We start from the raw sequence: 20,491 nt of genomic DNA, 5'->3' as shown, positions 1-20,491 counted from the left end.
TCCAATAAGTCAACAAGGAGTTGAATTGGCATGACGGCAATCGGAAACCAGACTCTCGGCCGCGGCAAGGTCGAACTCAGCCGCTTCAAGACCGGTACGTTCATCCCCGAGGGCTTCCGATACACCGGAAACACGCCCGACTTTGCGTTGAACAGCACCAGCACCACGCTCCAGCACTGGAACTCGGACGGTCCGATCAAGACGAAGGACAAGTCGGTTATCCTTCAGGTCGAGGACAAGGCGACCCTCACGTTCGATGACATCAATGTCGACAATATGGCCCTGTTCTTCCTCGGCTCGTCCGGCATTATCACCCAGACGTCCGGTAGCTCGACTACCGAGGTGCTCAGCCCCGTGAAGGCCGGCTACAACTACGTGCTCGGTATCACCGATCTGACACCGACGGGCGTGCGCGCGCTCACCGCCGTGACCGTCACCAAGGCGTCCACGCCCCTGGTCGCCAACGTCGACTATACGCTGGATGCTGCGCGCGGCACCGTGGCCTTCATCGCGGGCGGTGCCGTGATCGACGGTGACTCGATCAGCGTCGCATACACCCGCGGCGCTGTGAACCGTACTCAGGTGATCTCGGGAACGACTCAGATCAAGGCCGCGCTGCGGTTCGTCGCGAACAACGGCGAAGGCGACAACATCGACTTCTACATGCCGTACGTCCGCATCTCGCCGAACGGTGACTTCAACCTGAAGTCGGACGACTGGCAGAAGCTTTCGGTGAACGTCGAGATCCTGACGGCCCCCAATCGCGCAGCGATCTACGCCGACGGTCAGCCGTACACCGCTTCGTAAAGGACATAGGGACCGATGGCCTTTCAGAATCTCATTCGCCCGAAAAAGACAGTCACGCTCTCCGATGGACAAACGTTCGCGGTGGGCGGGCTGTCGCCGAACCAGGTGTTCGGGCTATATCATCGGCACCGTGGCCAACTGACCGCGTTGTTCGAGCGCAGCATCGCCGCAGGGGAGGTGGATCTCCCGAGCGTCGCGTCGACGGGCGAGAGCCTGGTCGCGGAAGCGCCGTTGCTGCTGGCCGAGATCATCACGATCGCGGCCGGCGGAGACCCGTACACCGAGGTTCCGATCGACCCGGAAGTGCCGGAAGGCGTGACGGTGTGGCAGGCGGACATCGCGTTCATGCTCGACATGCCGTTGCCAGTCCAGATCGATGCGCTCCAGAAGATCGGTGAGCAGTCTTTCACGCCGGACATGCCGCCAAAAAAGTTCATGGGCGTCCTGGTGAAGATGCTCCAGGACGCCCGCGAAAGCCTCCCACCCTCGCCGAATGGATCTGGGGACTGAGATCGAAGGTCTCTCTGCTTCTGGCCAACGGTCACCCGGATGCTGCGGATTACGTGATTTCGCAGGTCTGGGAAGAAGCCGAGATCGTGGTCGAGCGGAAGAACGGTGAATTGGTGACGGCGGCAGTGGTCATCCAGAAGGCAACTTCGACCACGGGGATGACCGCCGGCAAGGAAGCGGTCGCGGCTTTCAACACATTCATCAAGGGGCTCAGCGGAGAAGCATAACGTGGCAAGCCGCAATTCCGACGTCACACTTTTGGTGCGGGCTCGTGACGAGTCCACCAAGACGCTCGAGTCCATCAGCGGCGCGCTCGACCGGCTGTTCGGCGCGCAGGAGAAGGTCGCCGGGTCGGCCACCAAGACCGGCGGCGGGGTATCCGATCTCGCCAAGATGGTCGCAACCCTCGACAAGTCGTATGTCAGCCTCACCGGTAACGCGACGACCGCGCAGGCAGCGTTCGAGCGCCAGGCTGCATCCGTGGTTGCGCAGAAGACCAGTCTCCAGGCATTGCAGCAGCAGGCCGATGCGGCAGCAACGTCGCTGGCGAAGCTGAATTCGCCGAACGCGATCGTCGAAGCGGGCCGCGACCAGAGTGGTCGGCTGGAGCAGGCGAAGCTGGTCGAAGCGGAATACACACGGCTGCAGGGCCAGATATCCAAGCTTGCCGCGACGATCGCGACGCAGGAGAATGCGCTCGGCAACTCGGCGACGTCGATGCAGCGCATCGGTTCGACCGCGAATGCCGTGGAAGCTGCGATCGGGAAAGCGCGCCTCCAACTGGAGGCTGAGACTCGCGCTCTCCAGGCGAACACAGCAGCCGCTGAGGCAAATGCTGCGGTGAAGCCGCGGATCGAGGCGCTCACGGGCGTTTCGAAATCCGCGGCAACCGACGGAGGGGCAACGTTCAGCGCGTTGGCCGCGCGCGAGGAAGCCGCGGCTAAGACTCAGGACGCGCTCAACCAAGCTGCCGAGAATGCGCAGATTCGCGCCGCCATCGCTCGGAATACTGGTGACGGCCGCGACGCAGCAACCAATGGTGGGGCGACTTTCAGCGCGTTGAACGCGAAAGCCGAGCAGGACATCCGAGCGGCATCAATCGCGCACGCTGAATTCGAGGCACGCGTGAAGGCCGGTGCAGCCGCGCTGCGTGCCGAAGAAGCCGAGACCACCCAGATGGCGGCGGCTGGTGCCCGGTTGCGTGCGCAGCTCGACCCGGTGGCCGATGTGCAGGCGCATCTGAATGCCGAGCTGGCGAAGCTGCCGGGCATCGCGAAGGCCGCCGGTTTCAGCACTACCGAGCTGGCCGCAGCACAGAAGCTGCTGCGCGACAACGCTGCATCGGCGGTGAAGGCGCTGAACGAAAAGCCGAAGCTGACGGCGTTCGGGCTCAAGCCGTACGAGTTCACCAACCTCGGCTATCAGATCAACGACGTCGCGACCGGTCTGGCGAGTGGCCAGCATCTCGGCCAGATCGTCGCGCAACAGGGTGGTCAGATCCTGCAGTTGTTCCCGAAGGTCGGGGCGGCGATCTACGCGGCATTCACGAATCCGGCGACACTGATCTTCATCACGCTGCTCGGCGGGGTAGCGCTGGCGCTCAAGGAAGCAGTCGATCAGGCGCAGAACCTGCGCACCATCAACGAGATGCTGTCGCTCAACGCCGATGGTGCTCGGTATGCCGCAGCCGGGCTCGCTGAGACCGAGAAGGCATTGGAGCGGGTTGGCGTCACGGCCGAAGACGCGCTCAAGATCGTCCGGATCGCGCTGGCGAACAATCTCGACCAAGATAAGATTCAGGCATTCGGCCGCGATGCCGAGCATCTGGCCCAGATCATGGGGACCGATGTCCCCGCGGCGGCGCAGCTTCTGGCGAGCGCATTCGACGGCAGCTACGCGTCGATCGTCAAACTCGACAAAGCCACGAACATCTTCACGGCGTCGCAGCTCGAGAATATCCGCGCGCTGTTCGACCAGGGGCGAGCGCAGGACGCCGTCTCGATGGCGAGCGACATCGTTCATGCGAAGCTGGAGAATATCGCAGCCAAGTCGAAAGGCGAGTGGGCAAAGGCGACGCAGTCCCTGACCAGCGCATGGTCGGGGTTTCTTGACGGCCTGGCGAACTCGACCCCGATCCAAGTGGCGATCGATAACCTCGCGCGTCTTGGAAATGCCGCTGCGACGGCCATGAACCGGGTGAGCGCGACCGGCGCCGCGGCGCTCGACAACGAGCAGACCGATCTGGAGCAGCGCTACAGCCGATTCCTGAAGTACGATGAGAAGAACAAGAGCCGCCCGTATTCGGTGGCGGGCGGCATCAACAATGCGCAGGACCAGGTGGTCAATGCCGCAGCACAGCGCCTCAATGACATCATCGAAGCTCGCATCCGGCTGTTGGCGAAGCAGGCTGAACTGACGAAGCAGACCGCCGCGACCGCCGCATCGACGAAGACCCAGAACGAGCAGAAGGCTGACAGCGCCTTGGCTGACGCCGCCGAAAAGCGCGCCAACATGGAAGGCAAGATCACCACCGAGAAGCTGCTCCAGTCGCGCATCGACCAGATCCGCAAGGATGCCCGGATCGAGGCAGGCACGCAGCAGCCCGGTTCCAGCGACGCCGCGCGCAATGCTTACGCCGAGACCGTGGTCGCGCGCGAACGGGTCGGGTTGGAAAAGCAGCTCACCGATTACAAGCGACAGCAGGCTGCCGAAGCCGAGCGGACGGCGCGCGCGAACAACACAGTTGAGGCGCGGACCAAGGCGCTGCTCATGGGCGCCGAAGGTTACCGGCCGGCGGCGAAGTGGGACCGCAATGCCTATCGCCTCGGATTCGGCTCCGACACGCAGACTGCTGCCGACGGAACCGTGACGCGCGTCACCTCGAAGTCGACCACTGATGTGGCCTCGGCAACGCGGGATCTCGAACGCCGGATCAAGGAATTCAGCGACACGGTGAAGCGCCAGGTCGGTGCTGATCGCTATGGCGCGTTCAACACGACGCAGCAGGCTGCGCTGAACTCGATCGCCTATAATTACGGCTCGCTGCCCGATCGGATTCTAGGTGCCGTGCGGACCGGCAGCGCCAGCCAGATCGCTGCGGCCGTGCGTGGGCTCGGGAACGACAACGGCGGCATCAACCGTGGTCGGCGCAACCGCGAAGCGTCGATGCTGGAGACGCCGAACCTCGAACTCGACCAGAGCACCGAGAAGCTCGCCGAAGACCGACTGGAGTTACAGCAGAAGTTCAACGCGCAGATTGAGGACGAGAACGCCAAGCGGAAGCTGTCGACGACCGAGTTGCGGTTGCAGGTCGGCCTGCGCGGCGAGGCGCTGATCGCGGCACAGCGTGAACAGGCGATCGCGAGCGCCATCCTCGCCAAGCAGCAGGAATACGACAAGATCAACGCCGACCGTGCGAAGAAAGGGTTGGCCGGCCTTGATCCGCGCGACCTCGGGGAATCGCTCGTCGGCATCCAGCAGAGCGTCGGCGCGGCATTCGATGCGTCGCATCTCCAAGCGGTTGCCGCAGCGAAGCGTGATGCTGTTGACCGGCCCGTGGGTGACCTGTCGGCCAAGCGCGATGCTGTCGGCGGGCAGATCGGTCTGTCGCAGCAGGCCGGGCGCGATACGCAGGATCTCGAAGCCACCTATCAGTCGCTGACTGACCAGATCAACGCCGCGCGCGACGCGCAGATTGCGTTGTACGAGTCGATCATCGCAGGCGGGGAAGCTGCGGCTACGGCGAACGGCACCACGATCGACGCGCTGACCGCCCAGGTGCAGGCGATCCAGAACGCGAAGGACGAGTCGAACCAGCTCGGCACCCAGTTCATGATGACCGGGCAGCAGATCAACATGTCGCTGACCAACGGCGTCGTGTCCGCGTTCGACAAATTCTCGCAGTCAGTCGCCGCAGGGAAGAATGTTTTCGGGTCGCTGAAGGATGCGTTCGCGTCGTTCGCTGCCGACTTCCTGCGCCAGATCGCAATGATGATCATCAAGCAGACGATCTTCAATTTGCTCGGCGGCGCGAAGGGTGACGGCGGCGGGGGCATCGGCGGCGCGATCACGTCGTTCCTTGGGAAGCTGCACCACAGCGGCGGCGTGGTCGGTAGTGATGGTGCGGACCGGCCCATGCGTCCGGAGTGGTTCGCGAATGTCACGCGCTATCACACGGGCGGTGTCGCAGGGCTGGCACCGGACGAAGTACCAGCGGTGCTGCGTCGCGGCGAGGAAGTGTTGACCGAGGCTGATCCGCGACATCGGGCGAACGGCGGCGGGGCAGGGGACGGCAGCGCCGCTCCGGGTAGCCGTGGCAGCGTGAAGAACGTGATCCTGTTCGACCGGGAAGCTGCGATTCAGGCGATGCTCAGCACGCGCGCGGGCGAGGAAGCATTGTTGACGGTGATCGGGAATAACCCGTCTGAGTTTAAGGCTGCGCTGGGGTAGGGGCTCTCAGCAGCATAAGCATCGTGCCCGCCTTTTCAAAGATCCTCGCACTTACAGGATCATTTGCACAATCAAATATTTCAGACAGATGGCGCCATTCTTCAATTGTGAGCACGGGCGCAATGACACGCCGCGGACGTATCGGACACTGAGTGGGTTGTTGTTTTGGTTCGGCATCGGGCGTCGGCCACAGTCGATGCACCATGACTGGGTGGTCTGGGTGGTGTAGATTCCACTGGTCGGCGCCTAGATCGGTCATCCGGTAACCTTTGTCCCAAACGATCAGCCGCTTAGCTGCAAGCTGACGCGCAGCAACCTCACCGCCATCAATGCGACCTGGATTTATGTTTTCAGGGCAACCGCGCGACCCGCCAACAGCACCTTCATTATTGACATAGTAGCCGGCTACTCGGCCAAGCCAGTACATTTGACGGTTGGTAATCTGGATTTTTTTCATACCCCATTCTCCGGGTCGCAGGGTTTTAGGTCAGGATAATTCCGTTCCGCCGGCCGCGCCTCGCACCCGTTGGCGTAGATCACGATATCGCCGTCTGCCATCTCGCGCCGCATCCGGGTGTCGTTGCCCATGTGGATGAAGCCCGGCTTGCCCCAGATGCGAACGGCCGACAGGTATTCGTCGCCGCGGAACCCGACGAAGTGGATGGCGGGTTTCATTCGTTTTCCAGGTAGCCATCTTCGACTGCTTGGGCGCGTATCATATCTAGCGTCCACCCTTCGCCGATCTTCTGTTCGATCTCGGCCTCTGCGATGTCTGCATCCCGCAATTCTTGATAGACACTCATCCCAAATACTCCTTCGGATCGCCGCCGAGCGCGATGCACGCCCCGTCCCAAGCCGCCTGCCACCGTTTCGCCGTGTGGCCGGTGCAGGAGTAGCCGGGTTGGTGGAGTTTGTCGTCGTAGGTGCGGTATTTCGGCTCCACCTGATCGGCGATCTCGGTGCAGCGGTCAGCAAGCGCACCGTTGCGAGGATCGGTCACGATTCCGAATCCCACTCGACGCGGCGGTAGTCATGCCATTTCTCCAGCAAATCAGCCAGTAGCGGCCGCATGCTCTCGCCACCGACATAATCGGGGAAGCAGCCTCGCGGGGATGTGCCATAGGTGCAGAGCCCGGCCGTGCAGAGCATTTCACGAAACATCTCGTGCGCGAGCGTCTCGCCGTGGTCGGCGCCCCAGCGATTGTTTAAGATGTTGTCGAGCACTAGGATCGCCATGTCGTCAAAGTCAGACGAGTAGCTGCCGTACAGCGCCGGAAAGACGTTCCAAGGATCGAACACATCACCTGTGCCGCGTGACCACTGACGCTCCTCGCCTTCCAATTCGACGGGCTTGGCGAGTTCGACGCGGAGGATGTCAATTTGATTGGTCACAGCCGACCCCTCTCGTAAAGCGGTTGAGCCCAGTCAGGCAGGTTCCGAACGCCGATCCGAGTCGCCTCGGGGCCATCCGGCTTCAGGTCGGCATATTCGACCACCGCACGTTCAAGCGTGTCCGCCGCAGCATCGTGCGCGAGCCCAAGCATCAGGTTGCTCATCCGCCGCAGGAAATCCGTGCGGAACTCTTCGCACGTCTCGGGACCGGTCGGCGGGACGATTGTGTTGCCGCACCCATTCGCGAAGATTGCGGCGATGCGGACCACTTCGGCGGCGCGCTGTTCATCGGTCATTAGTGGTTTCCTTTACCCCGGCGATGCGAGCGCGATGCGAGCGCACTGGTAGGCGTAGGTTTTGAAATGCGTCGAAGGCTCTATGACGACGTCGTCCACAATAAATGGCTCGGGCTTTAGACCAAGAAAATCGCCCCATGTCGCCGCATCAATCAGTGCGCGGTCCCGAGCTTCCTCAACAGAAAGCCCTTCGCCGTTGGTGTAGATGCTACCGGTTCGATGGCCGTCGACCTCTTTGGTCAATCCTTCATCGGTGATCGCCCGCACACAGAACGTCGTGCGCTCGCATGATTCATACATCGAGAAAACCTCGATCTTTACAATGCGGGCCACTTCCGCCTCGGCCATCACTCGATCTCCATGAACACGGCGCTCGGGCCGTAGGTCATCTGCCGCTTGCGCAGGATCATGCGCAGCGAGCCTTCCGGCGTCCTGTCGGAGACGCACCGATCGATCGTGACGCGCTGCAACGGACGACAGGACAATCCCGCCATCCCGCAATCTGGCCACCAAGCGGTTAGATCGCGGTTCACGGGATGGCGGCCATGCTCGTCGAAGCCTGCCGCCATAGCTGCTGCGCGGTTGCGCACGACGACGAGTTCGGGGCCGCGGGGTTCTGGGGGTAGCGACAACGCGCAGCGCAGATCTGCGGTTGCGCGGTTGATGCGATCGAACGCTTCTTCGATGTGCTCGGCCTGTCGATGACGGTCGGTATCCGATGAACCCATGATCATGATGGCCTCCTAATTGTCAACCAAAAGTTGAATGTCACCGTCTTCGTGACTCGCGCTTTCGAAGTCAACCAAAAAGTGATAATACCCGTACATGGCCAGCAACCCGTTCCTATGGCCGTTGGAGCCCAACTGGGCTTCCTCGGTGCAGATCGCATCCGCATTCCGCACTGATATCGTCACCAGCCGCTCGGGCAAAGAGCAACGTCGGGCGCTGCGCAGCACTCCGCGGCGGTCGGTCTCGTTCACTTCGATGGCCGATGGCAACCTACTGCTGGTGCTGCGGCGGTCGATGGCGAACTGGCAGAACCAGCCGGTCGCGCTCGCAGATCCCGTGCGGCGCGTGGCCGTGGTCAGCGCGGCGCCAGGCAACGCGATCCAAGTTGCGTCGCTTCCGGAGTGGCTGGTCGCCGATGCACAGGTGCTGCTGACGGACGGCGATGCGCGTGTGTTGCTGACCGTCATGACCGCGACCGGAACGGGAATCACCGTGACGCCCGATGTCCCGGCAGGGTTCGGCAGCGGCAGCTTGATCCGCCCGGCACTGGTCGGCCAGCTCGCCACGAAAATCGAAACCTCGCTGCCGACCAGTGGGGTAGCGACGGTCGACGTGAAATTCGATGTCACCCCGGCGTCCGAGCGACTGTTCCCCGTCTCGGGCGGTGTCGACGCGCTGCACGGCCGCGAGGTGTTCGTGCTCAAGCCGAACTGGCTTGGCGGCATCACGGCGACTCACGACTGGGATGTCGAAACCGTGGACGTCGGCTTCGGGGTGATCGAGACGTTTCGGCCCATCGACTTCGGAAGCATGACGGTGAAGGCGACATTCCTTGCCGACGGGCAACCCGAAGCCCGCGCACTGGAATCGTTCTACTGGCGATGCTTCGGGCAACAGCGTGAATTTTTCATGCCGACCTGGATCAACGATCTACCGCTGAAAGTCGCCAGCGCGGGCGGGACATCGACATTCCGGGTCGCCGGGATCGACACCTACGCCGCATATTCAAACGACCCGGTCTACCAGTCGATCGCGGTCATCATGGTCGATGGGCGTCGGCTCTACCGCCATGTGGAAAGCATGACGACGAATGCCGGCGACACGGTGCTCACCGTCGACTCCCCGTGGTTGTTCGACATCAACCCCAGCGACGTTGCGATGATCTGCTGGATGCCGGTGATGCGGCTGGCCTCGGACGATCTGACGCTGGAGTGGCTGACAGCCGATGTCGCGCAGACCCAGCTTGCGATGACGACGTTGCCGATCGCCGTGGTCGAAGCGCCAACCGGTGTCGACTACGACGGTGCTGCGCAGTGGGCATTCGAAAACTGGGGCGGGGACACGCCGATTCTGGATCTGCTCGATCGCCTAGTGAACGTCCAGTATCCTGGGATCTTCAATTAACAGGCGGCGGCAAAAAATAGTATAGCCGCTTCCGCGCTTCCCGGGATGCGATCGCCCTCGCAGCGCTGCTTCAGATGCATGACGAATTTATGCTTCGCGAAAGTCCCGACTAGGGTGTGGCCAAGTGCCCGCATCTGCGCGTTGGTTCGGGTCTTCGTCGCGAGCTTTGCGACTTGGCCTCCGGACTTATCTTCCCAGCGAGGGTATTTAGCCGTTTTGCCGACATAGGTCCAATTCGCTGCGTGGTAGATCGCACCCGTATGCTTCATAAAATCGTCGGCGTATGTCACCAAACTGACGAACCGAGCATCTCGGCGAATGAGCCGGATCGAACGGCCCATCAGAAACGTGGCGCCATTTTTCGGAACGTCGGGCCGAATTGCCAGACGCGAGAGGGTTAAGACCTTGCGCCACTGCGGCTCGTTCACGGACTCAGCAGCGATCCGAGTAGGTGGCATCCACATCGCCACCCCGAGCAACTCGCTGGCGCCTTTGCGGTAGAGACCGTGCGCGTACACCGATGTATTTGAGCATCCGCGACTGTAGTGGTGCTCGACAACAAACTGTCGCGCAGCTCGCCACTCGGGTTGCGGAATTAACCGGACCTCATAATCGTCTGCCCGTAGTGCCATACCGGTTTCCTGCGACCTGCCGCTCGCAAAATCAACCGAAAGATGATAATGCGGACGAATGTCATTCCCCACCTACGAAACCAGCCGTTCACTCGGGCAGCCGGACATCCTGATCCGGTTCACCTCGGGCGACAACGTCTACGGCTACACCGATGCCGAAGAAGCGATCACGTTCGCTGGCACGACATACGAGCCCCTGCCGCTCGATCGGGACGCGGTCACCAGTTCGGGCAATCTGGACAAATCGACGTTCCGGATCACGCTTCCGGTCTCCGCGCCGATCGCAGAACTGTTCCGCGTCTTTCCGCCGTCCGAGGTGGTGAGCTGTGTGATGCTGCAAGGTCATGGCAGCGATCCCGACCACCAGTTCATCGCCGTGTGGTCGGGCCGCGTGTTGTCTTGCAGCCGCGCGAAATCCCGCGCCACCCTGTCGTGCGAACCGATCTCGACGTCGATGCGGCGACCGGGTCTGCGGCGCCGCTACCAGTACGGCTGCCCGCACGTGCTCTACGGGCCGTACTGCCGCGCCGATCGGGCAGCATTCAGCGTCACGGCTACTGTGGTCGCGGTGAACGGCACTTACATCACCATGGCGGCCGGGTGGCCGGGCGCGCTGGATCAGGCGAAATTCGCGAACGGGATCATGGTCGCCGCCGAGACTGCGCAGACCGATATCCGCACAATCTTGAAAGTGGTGCCTGGCGAAAACACGATCATCATTTCAGCCGCGATCGGGGGACTCACGGTCGGCAGTGCCATAACGCTGTCCCTGGGCTGTAACCGGCAGATGGGTGACTGTCTGAACGTGTTCAACAACATTCACAATTTCGGTGGCCACCCGTGGATTCCGAAGACGAATCCGCTGAGCAACGAAGCGCAGTTTTATTGACCGCGGCGACTCGGCGGCGCATACTTGCGACACGGGAGAAATTGTGATGGGTGGCGTCGGCAGATTTTTTGTGGTCGGGGCAGGGGCATTCGTCCTGCTGGCGATCGTTCTGATGACGGTACGGCTTCCGCTTGCGCCAGTGCCCCAGCAGTCCCGCGCCGCCCAGATAGACGCAGGCTGCCAGCGTGAGTTCGCCGCGGAAGGCGCCGACCGGGTAGCCGATTGCGTTCGTGAGCTTGATGCGCGGGAGCTTATTCAGATCGAGCGGGACAAGATGGCTCGGGCGGCGGGGTGAGCTTCGCATCCTTGATCAGCGCAATCACCGCTGGATCAAAGTAGCCGCGCTGCCGAGTTTCGTCGATCACGGGTTTCGTGGGTTCGGGCTTTGGGGCGACCGCGGGTTTCGATCGGGTGAAGCGGTGCCACCACATTATGCGGGGTCTCTCTTGCGCGAGAGGGCTGCGAGAGCGGCTTCCCAGACTTGCTCGGCTTCCTCCCAATTTAGGGCCGTGAAGCCGCCTTGCCCGTCAGAAACCTTGACCTCAGTCATAGCATCACAGATGGAAACGGGCAGAACGCGCGGCACCTCCACCATCCCCCGGTCCACCCCCTCGCGCATGGCGGCGAGTTCGGAAACGTCGCATCCGAAAGCCCGATAGGCCACCTCGCGCGGCGACTTGGTGACCACTACCCGGCCCGATGGAAAAGCGGTGATTGCCCACCCGTTCTCCCAGCAGAGGGCATAGGACTGCTCGTCTTCGCCATACTCGCAAGTCAACACCCGCTCGACCTCATCCCCGGCGTCGGGGCGGGCGGTGTGGGCGAGGCGGTGACGACGGCAAAACTGCACAACCTCGTCATTATCATGCTTCCCGTCGAGCAGTGCTTTCAACCAAAGATCATTTGGCTGGGGTTCGAAGCACGAAAGATAAGCATCCTCTGCCGCCTCACGATCAGCCTGCGTCACATCCTCGCGTATCGGCGCACCATCATTCGTCAGCATCGAAGCATCTCTTTTTCAACCTGCGATTGAATAATCATCCTGCGGTTCTAATGTCAACCAAAACGTGATAATGCACCGGCATGGCATTGATCGTAGCAGCGCTGATCTCACTCGCGATATCACTCGCGCTTTCGATCGTCAGCTATCTGATCACGCCGCAGCCGAAGGTGGCGAAACCGGTGGCCGCAAAGGACCTCGAGTCGCCCACTGCCGAAGCCGGGCGCGAGATGCCGGTTCCCTTCGGCACGCTGACGATTAAGAGCCCCAACTGCCTCTGGTACGGCGAGAAGTCGAAGCTGACCTACAAGGTCGCCGTCTGATGATCCCCCGAGATCTGATCATCACGATCGACGATGTGCGGCGTGTCTTCTGCGTCCGTGGTGCCCGTGGCTGGTTCGAACAGAACGGGCTGAACTTCCGCCACTTCCTCGACAATGGAATCGCAGCGACCACGCTCGCGGCAGTGGATGCCCACGGTCTGGCCGTCGTCCACGATCGCATGGCGCGCGACGCCGCGAGCACCGAAAATGGGTAAAGGCGCCGGCGGTAGCCAAGCGGAAGTCACTGATTACCGACTGTCCGCGCACTGGGGCGTCTGCTGGGGGCCGGTCGACGCGATGCTCGGCATCTTCGTCGGCGAGAAACCTGCGTGGACGGGGGCGATCACCAGCGAAGGCGACATCAGCATCAACGTGCCGAATCTGTTCGGCGGAAACACCAAAGAGGGCGGCGTCAGCGGCTCGGCCTACTGGCTGCCGGGTAACGACAATCAGGTCATGCCGGAGTCGCTGGCAAACCGGATGGGCGTCACCACCGCGACCTGCCCCGGCTACCGCGGTACTGCGTCGTTGTTCTTCACAGGTGGCGTCGCCGGGAGCGGCTTCTACTGGACGTCAAACACACCGTATCTGAAAACGCTGTGGGTACAGGTGCGCCGCGCGCCGCGTGGGCTCAACCCCGCTACCGCGATGATCGGCAACGTGGTCACGCTGTCGGTCAATAATCTGACCGTCACCTGCAACGGCGCGACTGCCACCCTGGTCGATGAGGTGGGCCAGACTGTCGGCGGCCATTTCGTCGCCGTCAATCTCACGGGTGGCTCGGATCGCGTCGTCACGGTCGACGGGCTGGTGATCACCATCACCAAGGTCGACAGCACCTTCACCGTCGCGTCCGGCAGCAATTCGCAGGACGTCTCCAGCGGCGGTACGGTGCGGCTGATCGGTTGCGAAGTCACCGTCACCGACTCCACGACCAATATTTCGTTCGGCTCATCCGGGCAGGACGCGAATGGCGCGCACATCATCTTCGAATGCCTGACGAACCTTGATTGGGGAATGGGGGCACCTGCCGGGCTGATCAACGTTGCATCGTTCGAAGCCGCAGCCGTGACGCTGTTCAACGAAGGTTTCGGGCTGTCGCTCGCCTGGGTCAAATCGACGACGATCGAAGCCTTCGTCAGCGAGGTGGTCGACCACATTCTGGCGACCGTCTTCGTGAACCCGAGCGATGGCCTGATCACGATCAAACTGATCCGCGACGACTATAATCCCGCGGACCTCCCGACGCTGACGCCCGACAACTGCACGATCAAGAAGTTCGATCGCAAGCTCTGGGGCGAAACGATCAACGAGATCGTCGTGACCTGGACGAACCCGGTCAACGAGAGCGAGGAAACGGTCAGCGCGCAGGATCTGGCGAACTGTTCGATCCAGGGCAACATCGTATCGCAGTCGCGCAACTACTACGCCGTCCGGAACGCCGAGCTGGCGATGCGGCTGGCGCTCCGGGATCTCCGCAGCGTGTCGGCGCCGCTTGCCAGTTTCCAGATCGAAGTCGACCGGTCGGCCTGGAACTTCGTGCCGGGTGGCCTCGCGCGCCTGTATTCGCCCGAAGACGGCATCGACGGAGTGATCCTGCGCATCGGGAAAATTGACTACGGTAAGCCGGGGGCGCCGTCGATCACGGTCAATGCGATCGAAGACATCTTCGGGCTTCCGACCTCCCACTATACCGCGCCGCCTGTGTCCCAGTGGGTGGACCCGGCGAGCGATCCGGCGCCGATGGCATTCGCACGCGTCATTACGATGCCGCGGTATTTCGTCGAGAACACCCTCAACGCGCAGGCTGTCGCGCAGTCGCTGTACCCCGAGGTGACGACGCTGCTGCTAGCTGCGCAAAATGACACGGACACCTTCGACTACGATCTGCTGACCACGGCAACATCGCCTACCGGTGTCGCGACAACATCTGACCTGGGACTGCATGCCGTGGTCGGTCGAGCCGCGCTGGCCTCGGCGTTGGCCGCAGAGCCCATTTCGACGATCACGCCGGTCGGGTTCTTCGGACCACGGTTCACTGCGATCAACACCTTCGTGATGATCGGGGACGTCGGCGAAACCGCAATGGAGATCGCGCTGATCACCGGGTCCGATGGCAGCGGCATCACGCTGGCGCGCGGCCTCTTGGACACGGTGCCGCATGCGTGGGCTGCCGGAACGGCGTTGTGGTTCGCGCCGATCAATATCGCGACTGCGGACACGACCGTACGGGCAGCAGGGGAGATTGCACAATACAAGCTGCTGACCCGCACGTCGCGAGATGTGCTCGCGGAAAGCCTCGCGCCTATCGTATCCCAGACACTGACCGATCGACCATGGCGGCCGAACCGCCCCGGGAACGTCAAGATCGGCGGCGTCGGTTTCGCTACGGTGGAAGCAGGTACGGCTTCTTCACTGCCGCTCACCTGGGCGAACCGAAATCGGCTCATGGAACCGCTTCGGGTGATCCGCTGGACCGACAACACGGTAACGCCGGAAGCTGGGCAGACGACTACGGTGACGCTGATGAAAAGCGACCGTACCGTGCTGGCGACTTATGCGGGGCTCACCGGCACCAGCTTTGATATTCCGATCGAAGGTTTCCACAGCGAAGCCGCCGGGATCGTGCGGGTGACGGCGGTTCGTGATGGCCTGGAATCGTTGCAGGGTCATGAAATTTCGGTGACGATTACCGTTCGAGGCTACGGGCGAGCATACGGCACGTTCTATGGCGGTGGCGGCGACTATGTTCCGATCACCCCGGTCGATCCGCCAGCGCCGCCGCCACCCGATCCGGTCGACCCTTGGAACCCTCCGCATAGGCAGGGGCCGTACAATCCGCTCGAAAGGGACGAATAATGACTGGCGAACGCGCGCTTCCCGGTATCGGGCTGAAAGGATTCTGGACCCACGGCAGCGATGGCTGGGACACCGAAAACGATGTGAACTTGCGTCTGCTGTCGGCCACCACACAACTGGTCGTCGCAAGTCGCACGACCGCACTGCCGGGATCGCCGACCGACGGGATGATCTATATCACACCCGGCACCGGTCTGATCGCGGTGCGCGACGGTGGGGTATGGGTCAACATCACACCGCTCGAAGGGTGGCGTGCATGGGTGAAAGACACCAAGCAAATCGTCGTCTTCGACGGTACAGTCTGGATCGGCGAACCCGTAGACCTGATGTCGTCAGTGGCTGGCCGTCCCGGTGCCTCCGCGAATATCGCGATATACCTACCCACTCGCATGCTCAACTTCGCCTCGGGACTGCCGGGGAGCATTGCCCGGGCGATCGGGGCAGCTACAAGCTCCACAGTCTTGACGGTCGCGAAAAACGGCACCACGGTCGCCACGATCACATTCGCCGCGGCGGGCGTGAACGGGTCCTTCGCGACGAGCAGTGGGGCATTCAGTGCAGGGCCAGGCGATGTGCTGACGATCAGTGCGCCTTCATCGCAGGATGCGACGCTCTCGGATATTGGCATCACCCTGGTGGCGAACCGCTGACGTACGCCAGTTGGACTCCAGCGTGGCACTGTGATAGTGCGAAATCAACCAAAAAGTGATTCCCTATCCGGAGATGTCGACATGGCCGCACCTACCACGACCAACCTCGGTCTCTCGCTCGACACGACCGGCGACTTTCTGTTCAAGCGCGCATACGTCGCAGCACTGAAGCTGCTCGACGCGGCAATCGGCAAGCTCTTGTTCGGCTCCGCGACCTACGATGCGCCGAGCCTCGTTGATGGTGCAGGTGTATCGACCACGGTGGCCGTTCCGGGCGCGGCGCTCGGCGACTTCGTCACGGCTGTGTCGCTCGCGGTGGACCTACAAGGCATCATGATCGCCGGCTACGTGTCCGCGGCGAACACCGTCACCGTGCGGCTGCAGAACGAAAGCGGCGCAACCGTCGATCTCGCGAGCACCATGCTCCGCGTGATCGTCCGCAAGGCCTGAGCCACGTGAGTACATCGCTGCGCAAACCTGCTGCGTTCTTCACAGCGCTCCGTGGCGGCAAGCTGCTCGGGCCCACGCTTGATCAGGGTGAAATCGACGGCTGCAACGAGATCCTGAGTGCCGCTGGCGCTCGGGACTGGCCGCTGTCGTGGATCGCCTACGCGCTGGCGACAGCATACCACGAATCTGCGCACACCATGGAGCCCGTGGTCGAGGCGAACTGGCTCAGCCCCGCCGCGGCTGCGAAGTATTTCTTCCGGATGTATGATATCGGCGGCAGCCGTCCTGCGAAGGCGCGCGAGCTAGGCAACATCAAGCCGGGCGACGGCGCGCTATTCTGCGGCCGCGGTTATCCGCAGACAACTGGCCGGACGAATTATACGCGCGCCGACAAGGTGCTCGGGCTCGGTGGATCTCTGGTCGCCAATCCGAATCGCATGCTTGAGCCCGCGATCGCCGCTGGGAGCATGATCGATGCGATGACCGTCGGCTGGTATACCGGGGTGTCGTGCCGCACGTTTCTTCCCGTGGTCGGCTCAGCTGGGTTGATCCAATTCACCAAGGCGCGCGCGATTGTGAATGGTGTCGACGATGCTGCGCTGATCGCCGGATACGCGGTCGATTTCCAAAAAGCTCTGATCTCGGGGGACTGGCGTTGACCATCTCAGGCATTCTCGACTCGGTCACTGGGTGGAAGTGGAAGCTGGCTGCCGGCGTCGGATCGGTCGCGTTGCTGGCACTGGCGGGCTTCCTCGCGTACGCTCAGATCCAGAACTACCAGTTGAACAGCGTCAACGCGAAGCTTGATGCACAGATCAACGATCCCACCACGGGCCTGCTAGTCTCGGTCGCGCAATGCCGGACGAACGCAGCTACGGCGATCGGCGGTCTCACGGCCCAGAATGGCATCCTCGACGCCCAGGCCAAATCCGATGCCATCAAGCTCGCCGATACCACGCGGCGACTCGCCATCGCGCAGGCCGAGACGAAGAAGGCCGAGGCGCAAGCAGCCGTCTTGCTCGCGACGCCGCCGCGTGGTGCCACACTGCTCGCTCGCGTCCAGGACGTTGATGCGCGACTGCTGGAGAGCCTGAAATGAATCGCTCCATGATCGCAGCGACCGCGCTGCTGCTTGCAGGCTGCGCCACGAAACCTGCCACGCATCCCGCAGTCGCAGCGCCGATCGTTCGAACGGTGACCGTGAAGGTGCCGACTTTCAGAGCCTGCGTGCCGGCCACGCTGACCGCAGCCCCGTCGTACCCCGACACTGACGCCGCATTGAGTGCGGCAGTCGACGCAGCATCTCGCTATCTCCTGCTGACCGCAGGTCGACCACTGCGGGCTGCGCGCCTGGCCGAGCTTGAGATCGCGGTGGACGGGTGCCGGAAGTGAGCAGCGCGGGGCCGAGTTTCTTCGAAGGCATCGCGATTGACGCGTTGGCGCTGGGCAAGAAGAACGAGATCGATATTGCGTCTCACGAAGATCTGTGCGCCGAGCGATATCAGAATATCAACACGAACATCGGCGAGATCAAAAGCTTTCTGAAGTGGGCTTGCACGACCGGTTTCATGATCATTATCGGCCTGCTCTGTTTCCTCGCCAAGATGACCTGGGAGGCAAAGGATCAGGCGGCAATCGCGGCGGCCGCAAAAATTGAGATGCTCCAGCGACAGATCGAAGCGCCACCCCGCATTCAAGTCGTGCCAGCCCCGCAACCCCAGCCGTAAAGCTGGGCTGCAGGTGCGGGCTCACAGTAAGCGCTGCGCGATCGTGTTGCAGAAGCCAATCTCGATCGCCCCGAAGCTTCCGCTCTCGGTAATCGCGCGGACGACCGAACCGAAAATATTCGGATCACCCTCGGCGACGATGTAATCGGCAAGTGCCTCGGCATGGTCGCGACCGCTTTGACAGTCGGTCGCGTAGTCTCCGGTTGGCACAACGCTCCAGAAACATTTGGTTGTGTCCGCGTTGATTCGGACGAAGCTCAAAGCTTGAAACATCAGTATACTCCCCTACTGGCAACGGTATGATTAACCCTTTGTGTAGAGTCAACCGCTAGTTGAATGATCTTTGTTTGATCGCTAGGCGATCAAAGCTGCGAAATCATCGGGCATCAGATCCGCAAAATCATCGTCGGCCAGGTCGAACCGACGCTTGATGTCGGCGATGAATTGAGGCTCGGCTTCCATCAGGATGCAGTCGAAATTCTCCGCGCGCGCGGCGGCTGCCGTCGTGCCGCTCCCGCCGAAAGGATCGAGCACCGTACCGCCCGGCGGCGTCACCAGTCGGCAGAGCCAGCGCATCAGTGCGATCGGCTTCACCGTGGGATGCTTGGAGCCTGAGCGGTCGGTCTTGTTGGCCTTGGCGTGGTAGAAAAGCGGATCGCATTCGAGTGCCTGTTCTCGTTGTGTTCCGTTCTCGTACTCCGATTCGCCGGATGTAGGAAAGCTGTTAAAGAAGCGGGCTGCTGAGCCAAGATCGCCAGTGCGGTCGGATGGTGTGCGCGCGGTGAATTGGCCGTACACATTCCCGGTTTTGCCGGAGGGCTCTACACCGGTCACAGGGGCATGCGCACCAGCTTTGGCCGGAAACATTGCGACCACATTATCGCTGCCGTCGTGGAGCAAATTTGCAGGGTGGCGGCCGGCGGGCGAACCACCTCTCGGCCCAGGAGTCGCAGCGAAATTTGTGCTTCCGGCTTCGGTGTAGCGACGCTGTTGTGAGACTTCACCTTCGCGGTTCCGACCTTCTCCAGTCGCCTCTACCCGACACCCGTCGATATTCATTGCACCGACGCCGTGCTTCAGCAGATTTAGCGCGCCGTTTTTCTCTGCGAACGGCTTCTGGCCGACGTAGATCGGTTCGAGCGCGGGCTTCATCGACTGGGCGCCGTAGGCCCAACCTTCCCATTGCGCTGCGTCGTCGCTGCCAGGAACGTACGTGCCGGGTTGGTATTCCCGGTCGTCGGTTTTGATCCAGTCACCGCTGACATGTTGCTGGTTTCCAGGGATCATACGTTTGACTGGTTCGCCGATGGGCACGATCACGCCACTGGTGCCGAGTTCACGGTCAATCGCCTTCGACGCATTGTGCGCTTTCGGAAATCCAGAGCCGTACACCCACCCGAAAAACGGATGCATAATGAACCCGGCCATCTCAATCGCGCATGCCTGCCAGTGGCCGGTGCGCGGGCTGCTGAACGCCAGCACGTAGCCGCCGGGCTTGAGCACCTGGAAGAGCAGCGACCAGAACTCAGGATCGCGCTCGATGCCGGTGGCGTCCCATTTGGAGCCCATGAATCCCGACGACGCACGCGCGAACGCTCCGTCGCTGCCGAACTTCGCGGGCGCTGCTTTTTCGGCGCCAAACCGTTTGGTGGTCGATACGAGTCCATAAGGCGGATCTGTGACCACGGAATCGACCAGTTCGCCGCGCGCGATCATCGCAGCCAGTGAGGCGCGGTTGTCGCCGGCATGGAGTGTGATGCTGTTCAACCCATGAGCCCCTTAAAGTCGTCATCGTCTGCGGGGGGTGGAGGATACCTGCCGGCACCAGCGTCCGTCTCGTGCGCCAGAGCGATCGCGTCTTCGATGTCGATCTGCCGGGGCTCTAGTTCAGAATCATGCACGACAGTTCGGATTGCGACGCCTGTCGCGCGAAGGCGCAATGCCTCCTGCAACGCATAGATTGGGTCGTCCTGCGTCTCGCATGTCCACCCACCCGCGCGCTCAGAAACGTTCGCCTGAAAACCACCACCCGCAACCGGCCATAAATGCATGCGGACACCTTGAGGTGCGAGCTGGCGAATGTGGTGCTCGATGCTGTCGCTCATCAGTCGAGACCGAGAGCGGCTTTGTACGTGTCCAGCAGCGCTTCCTGTTCCTCGCGGTGATGCTGTTCCATCTTCCGCAGTCGCACGATTGAGCGCATCGTTTTCACGTCAAAACCAGTGCTCTTGGCCTCCCCGTAGACGTCACGAATGTCGTCGGAGATGCCCTTCTTCTCGTCTTCGAGACGCTCCACACGCTCGATCAGCAGTCGCAACTGGTCGGCTGCGATGACGTCGGAATTGTGCCCGATTTCGCTCATGGAAATACCTTT

The 20,491-nt window shown here is 62.0% G+C and carries 30 protein-coding genes; 16 read left to right on the top strand and 14 right to left on the bottom strand.

The window, feature by feature from the left end; all coding sequences use genetic code 11:
- The first annotated feature begins 30 nt into the window (after window positions 1-30).
- Genes U1872_RS06475 through U1872_RS06460 form a run of 4 tightly spaced genes read left to right on the top strand, consistent with a single transcriptional unit; the run spans window position 31 to window position 5,766 of the window.
- Window positions 31-807, top strand: coding sequence for a phage tail tube protein (locus U1872_RS06475; protein WP_332792075.1), 777 nt, complete (start codon window positions 31-33; stop codon window positions 805-807).
- A 15-nt stretch (window positions 808-822) separates the two neighbouring features.
- Window positions 823-1,317, top strand: coding sequence for a phage pre-tape measure protein (locus tag U1872_RS06470; protein ID WP_332792074.1), 495 nt, complete (start codon window positions 823-825; stop codon window positions 1,315-1,317).
- A gap of 53 nt (window positions 1,318-1,370) precedes the next feature.
- Window positions 1,371-1,544, top strand: coding sequence for a hypothetical protein (locus tag U1872_RS06465; protein WP_332792073.1), 174 nt, complete (start codon window positions 1,371-1,373; stop codon window positions 1,542-1,544).
- Between the two features lies 1 nt (window position 1,545).
- Window positions 1,546-5,766, top strand: coding sequence for a phage tail length tape measure family protein (locus U1872_RS06460; protein ID WP_332792072.1), 4,221 nt, complete (start codon window positions 1,546-1,548; stop codon window positions 5,764-5,766).
- Here the strand turns inward: U1872_RS06460 and U1872_RS06455 are convergent.
- From U1872_RS06455 to U1872_RS06420, 8 genes are read right to left on the bottom strand one after another with little or no spacing between them, the layout of a single operon-like run.
- Window positions 5,747-6,223 carry a hypothetical protein gene (locus U1872_RS06455; RefSeq protein WP_332792071.1) on the bottom strand — a complete coding sequence of 159 codons (477 nt, stop codon included), beginning with the start codon at window positions 6,221-6,223 and terminating at the stop codon, window positions 5,747-5,749. The genes U1872_RS06460 and U1872_RS06455 overlap by 20 nt on opposite strands.
- Window positions 6,220-6,441, bottom strand: a complete 222-nt coding sequence (locus U1872_RS06450) for a hypothetical protein (protein WP_332792070.1) — start codon at window positions 6,439-6,441, stop codon at window positions 6,220-6,222. Before U1872_RS06450 ends, U1872_RS06455 begins: the two co-directional genes overlap by 4 nt.
- Entirely contained in the window at window positions 6,438-6,569 is a 132-nt protein-coding gene (locus U1872_RS06445) for a hypothetical protein (RefSeq protein WP_332792069.1), read from the bottom strand. The genes U1872_RS06450 and U1872_RS06445 overlap by 4 nt, the downstream gene beginning before the upstream one ends.
- Window positions 6,566-6,766, bottom strand: a complete 201-nt coding sequence (locus U1872_RS06440) for a hypothetical protein (protein WP_332792068.1) — start codon at window positions 6,764-6,766, stop codon at window positions 6,566-6,568. Before U1872_RS06440 ends, U1872_RS06445 begins: the two co-directional genes overlap by 4 nt.
- Complete coding sequence (locus U1872_RS06435; protein WP_332792067.1) at window positions 6,763-7,158, bottom strand: hypothetical protein; 396 nt, start codon at window positions 7,156-7,158, stop codon at window positions 6,763-6,765. The genes U1872_RS06440 and U1872_RS06435 overlap by 4 nt, the downstream gene beginning before the upstream one ends.
- Window positions 7,155-7,454 (bottom strand): hypothetical protein, encoded by a 300-nt coding sequence (locus U1872_RS06430; protein WP_332792066.1) that lies wholly within the window; start codon window positions 7,452-7,454, stop codon window positions 7,155-7,157. Before U1872_RS06430 ends, U1872_RS06435 begins: the two co-directional genes overlap by 4 nt.
- A gap of 12 nt (window positions 7,455-7,466) precedes the next feature.
- A complete protein-coding gene (locus U1872_RS06425) occupies window positions 7,467-7,802 on the bottom strand; it encodes a hypothetical protein (RefSeq protein WP_332792065.1) in 336 nt (111 codons plus the stop codon).
- Window positions 7,802-8,188: a hypothetical protein gene (locus U1872_RS06420; protein ID WP_332792064.1), complete on the bottom strand. Its 387-nt coding sequence runs from the start codon at window positions 8,186-8,188 to the stop codon at window positions 7,802-7,804. The genes U1872_RS06425 and U1872_RS06420 overlap by 1 nt, the downstream gene beginning before the upstream one ends.
- Before the next feature lie 91 nt (window positions 8,189-8,279).
- On the opposite strand from U1872_RS06420, the gene U1872_RS06415 reads away from it, so the two are divergent.
- The gene (locus U1872_RS06415) at window positions 8,280-9,587 is read left to right on the top strand and encodes a hypothetical protein (protein WP_332792063.1); all 1,308 of its coding nucleotides are present in this window, start codon (window positions 8,280-8,282) and stop codon (window positions 9,585-9,587) included.
- Here the strand turns inward: U1872_RS06415 and U1872_RS06410 are convergent.
- Complete coding sequence (locus U1872_RS06410) at window positions 9,584-10,219, bottom strand: Mom family adenine methylcarbamoylation protein (RefSeq protein ID WP_332792062.1); 636 nt, start codon at window positions 10,217-10,219, stop codon at window positions 9,584-9,586. The two genes, U1872_RS06415 and U1872_RS06410, sit on opposite strands and share 4 nt — an antisense overlap.
- 58 nt (window positions 10,220-10,277) lie before the next feature.
- Here U1872_RS06410 and U1872_RS06405 point away from each other — a divergent pair, with 58 nt between their 5' ends.
- Together U1872_RS06405 and U1872_RS06400 are read left to right on the top strand one after the other, a co-directional pair.
- Window positions 10,278-11,108, top strand: a complete 831-nt coding sequence (locus U1872_RS06405) for a phage BR0599 family protein (protein WP_332792061.1) — start codon at window positions 10,278-10,280, stop codon at window positions 11,106-11,108.
- Window positions 11,109-11,154: 46 nt separating this feature from the next.
- Window positions 11,155-11,403 (top strand): hypothetical protein, encoded by a 249-nt coding sequence (locus tag U1872_RS06400; RefSeq protein ID WP_332792060.1) that lies wholly within the window; start codon window positions 11,155-11,157, stop codon window positions 11,401-11,403.
- A gap of 135 nt (window positions 11,404-11,538) precedes the next feature.
- Here the strand turns inward: U1872_RS06400 and U1872_RS06395 are convergent, their stop codons facing one another.
- Window positions 11,539-12,111: a hypothetical protein gene (locus tag U1872_RS06395; protein WP_332792059.1), complete on the bottom strand. Its 573-nt coding sequence runs from the start codon at window positions 12,109-12,111 to the stop codon at window positions 11,539-11,541.
- An 80-nt stretch (window positions 12,112-12,191) separates the two neighbouring features.
- On the opposite strand from U1872_RS06395, the gene U1872_RS06390 reads away from it, so the two are divergent.
- The 9 genes from U1872_RS06390 (at window position 12,192) to U1872_RS06350 (ending at window position 18,117) form a co-directional block, all read left to right on the top strand.
- Window positions 12,192-12,431 (top strand): hypothetical protein, encoded by a 240-nt coding sequence (locus U1872_RS06390; protein WP_332792058.1) that lies wholly within the window; start codon window positions 12,192-12,194, stop codon window positions 12,429-12,431.
- Entirely contained in the window at window positions 12,431-12,646 is a 216-nt protein-coding gene (locus U1872_RS06385) for a hypothetical protein (protein ID WP_332792057.1), read from the top strand. Before U1872_RS06390 ends, U1872_RS06385 begins: the two co-directional genes overlap by 1 nt.
- Window positions 12,639-15,290, top strand: coding sequence for a phage tail protein (locus U1872_RS06380; RefSeq protein ID WP_332792056.1), 2,652 nt, complete (start codon window positions 12,639-12,641; stop codon window positions 15,288-15,290). The genes U1872_RS06385 and U1872_RS06380 overlap by 8 nt, the downstream gene beginning before the upstream one ends.
- Window positions 15,290-15,940, top strand: coding sequence for a DUF2793 domain-containing protein (locus U1872_RS06375; RefSeq protein ID WP_332792055.1), 651 nt, complete (start codon window positions 15,290-15,292; stop codon window positions 15,938-15,940). Before U1872_RS06380 ends, U1872_RS06375 begins: the two co-directional genes overlap by 1 nt.
- 81 nt (window positions 15,941-16,021) lie before the next feature.
- Window positions 16,022-16,390, top strand: a complete 369-nt coding sequence (locus tag U1872_RS06370) for a hypothetical protein (protein WP_332792054.1) — start codon at window positions 16,022-16,024, stop codon at window positions 16,388-16,390.
- A gap of 5 nt (window positions 16,391-16,395) precedes the next feature.
- Window positions 16,396-17,049, top strand: a complete 654-nt coding sequence (locus U1872_RS06365) for a hypothetical protein (protein WP_332792053.1) — start codon at window positions 16,396-16,398, stop codon at window positions 17,047-17,049.
- Entirely contained in the window at window positions 17,046-17,489 is a 444-nt protein-coding gene (locus U1872_RS06360) for a hypothetical protein (protein WP_332792052.1), read from the top strand. Before U1872_RS06365 ends, U1872_RS06360 begins: the two co-directional genes overlap by 4 nt.
- 8 nt (window positions 17,490-17,497) lie before the next feature.
- Complete coding sequence (locus U1872_RS06355; RefSeq protein WP_332792051.1) at window positions 17,498-17,782, top strand: hypothetical protein; 285 nt, start codon at window positions 17,498-17,500, stop codon at window positions 17,780-17,782.
- A complete protein-coding gene (locus U1872_RS06350; protein ID WP_332792050.1) occupies window positions 17,779-18,117 on the top strand; it encodes a hypothetical protein in 339 nt (112 codons plus the stop codon). Before U1872_RS06355 ends, U1872_RS06350 begins: the two co-directional genes overlap by 4 nt.
- Window positions 18,118-18,138: 21 nt before the next feature.
- On the opposite strand, the gene U1872_RS06345 is transcribed toward U1872_RS06350, so the two are convergent.
- The 4 genes from U1872_RS06345 to U1872_RS06330 all read right to left on the bottom strand — a co-directional run bounded on the left by U1872_RS06345 (window position 18,139) and on the right by U1872_RS06330 (window position 20,479).
- Window positions 18,139-18,327, bottom strand: coding sequence for a hypothetical protein (locus tag U1872_RS06345; RefSeq protein WP_332792049.1), 189 nt, complete (start codon window positions 18,325-18,327; stop codon window positions 18,139-18,141).
- Window positions 18,328-18,471: 144 nt separating this feature from the next.
- On the bottom strand, window positions 18,472-19,884 hold the full coding sequence (locus tag U1872_RS06340) for a DNA methyltransferase (RefSeq protein WP_332792048.1): 1,413 nt from the start codon (window positions 19,882-19,884) through the stop codon (window positions 18,472-18,474).
- Entirely contained in the window at window positions 19,881-20,222 is a 342-nt protein-coding gene (locus tag U1872_RS06335; protein WP_332792047.1) for a hypothetical protein, read from the bottom strand. The genes U1872_RS06340 and U1872_RS06335 overlap by 4 nt, the downstream gene beginning before the upstream one ends.
- On the bottom strand, window positions 20,222-20,479 hold the full coding sequence (locus U1872_RS06330) for a DUF2312 domain-containing protein (RefSeq protein ID WP_332792046.1): 258 nt from the start codon (window positions 20,477-20,479) through the stop codon (window positions 20,222-20,224). The genes U1872_RS06335 and U1872_RS06330 overlap by 1 nt, the downstream gene beginning before the upstream one ends.
- Window positions 20,480-20,491 lie beyond the last annotated feature (12 nt).

The organism is Parasphingomonas frigoris, assembly GCF_036663815.1.
In the GTDB taxonomy this organism is placed as follows: domain Bacteria; phylum Pseudomonadota; class Alphaproteobacteria; order Sphingomonadales; family Sphingomonadaceae; genus Sphingomonas.
Note: the sequence above shows the minus strand (reverse complement) of the source record. Positions and strands in the feature narration are given on the sequence as shown.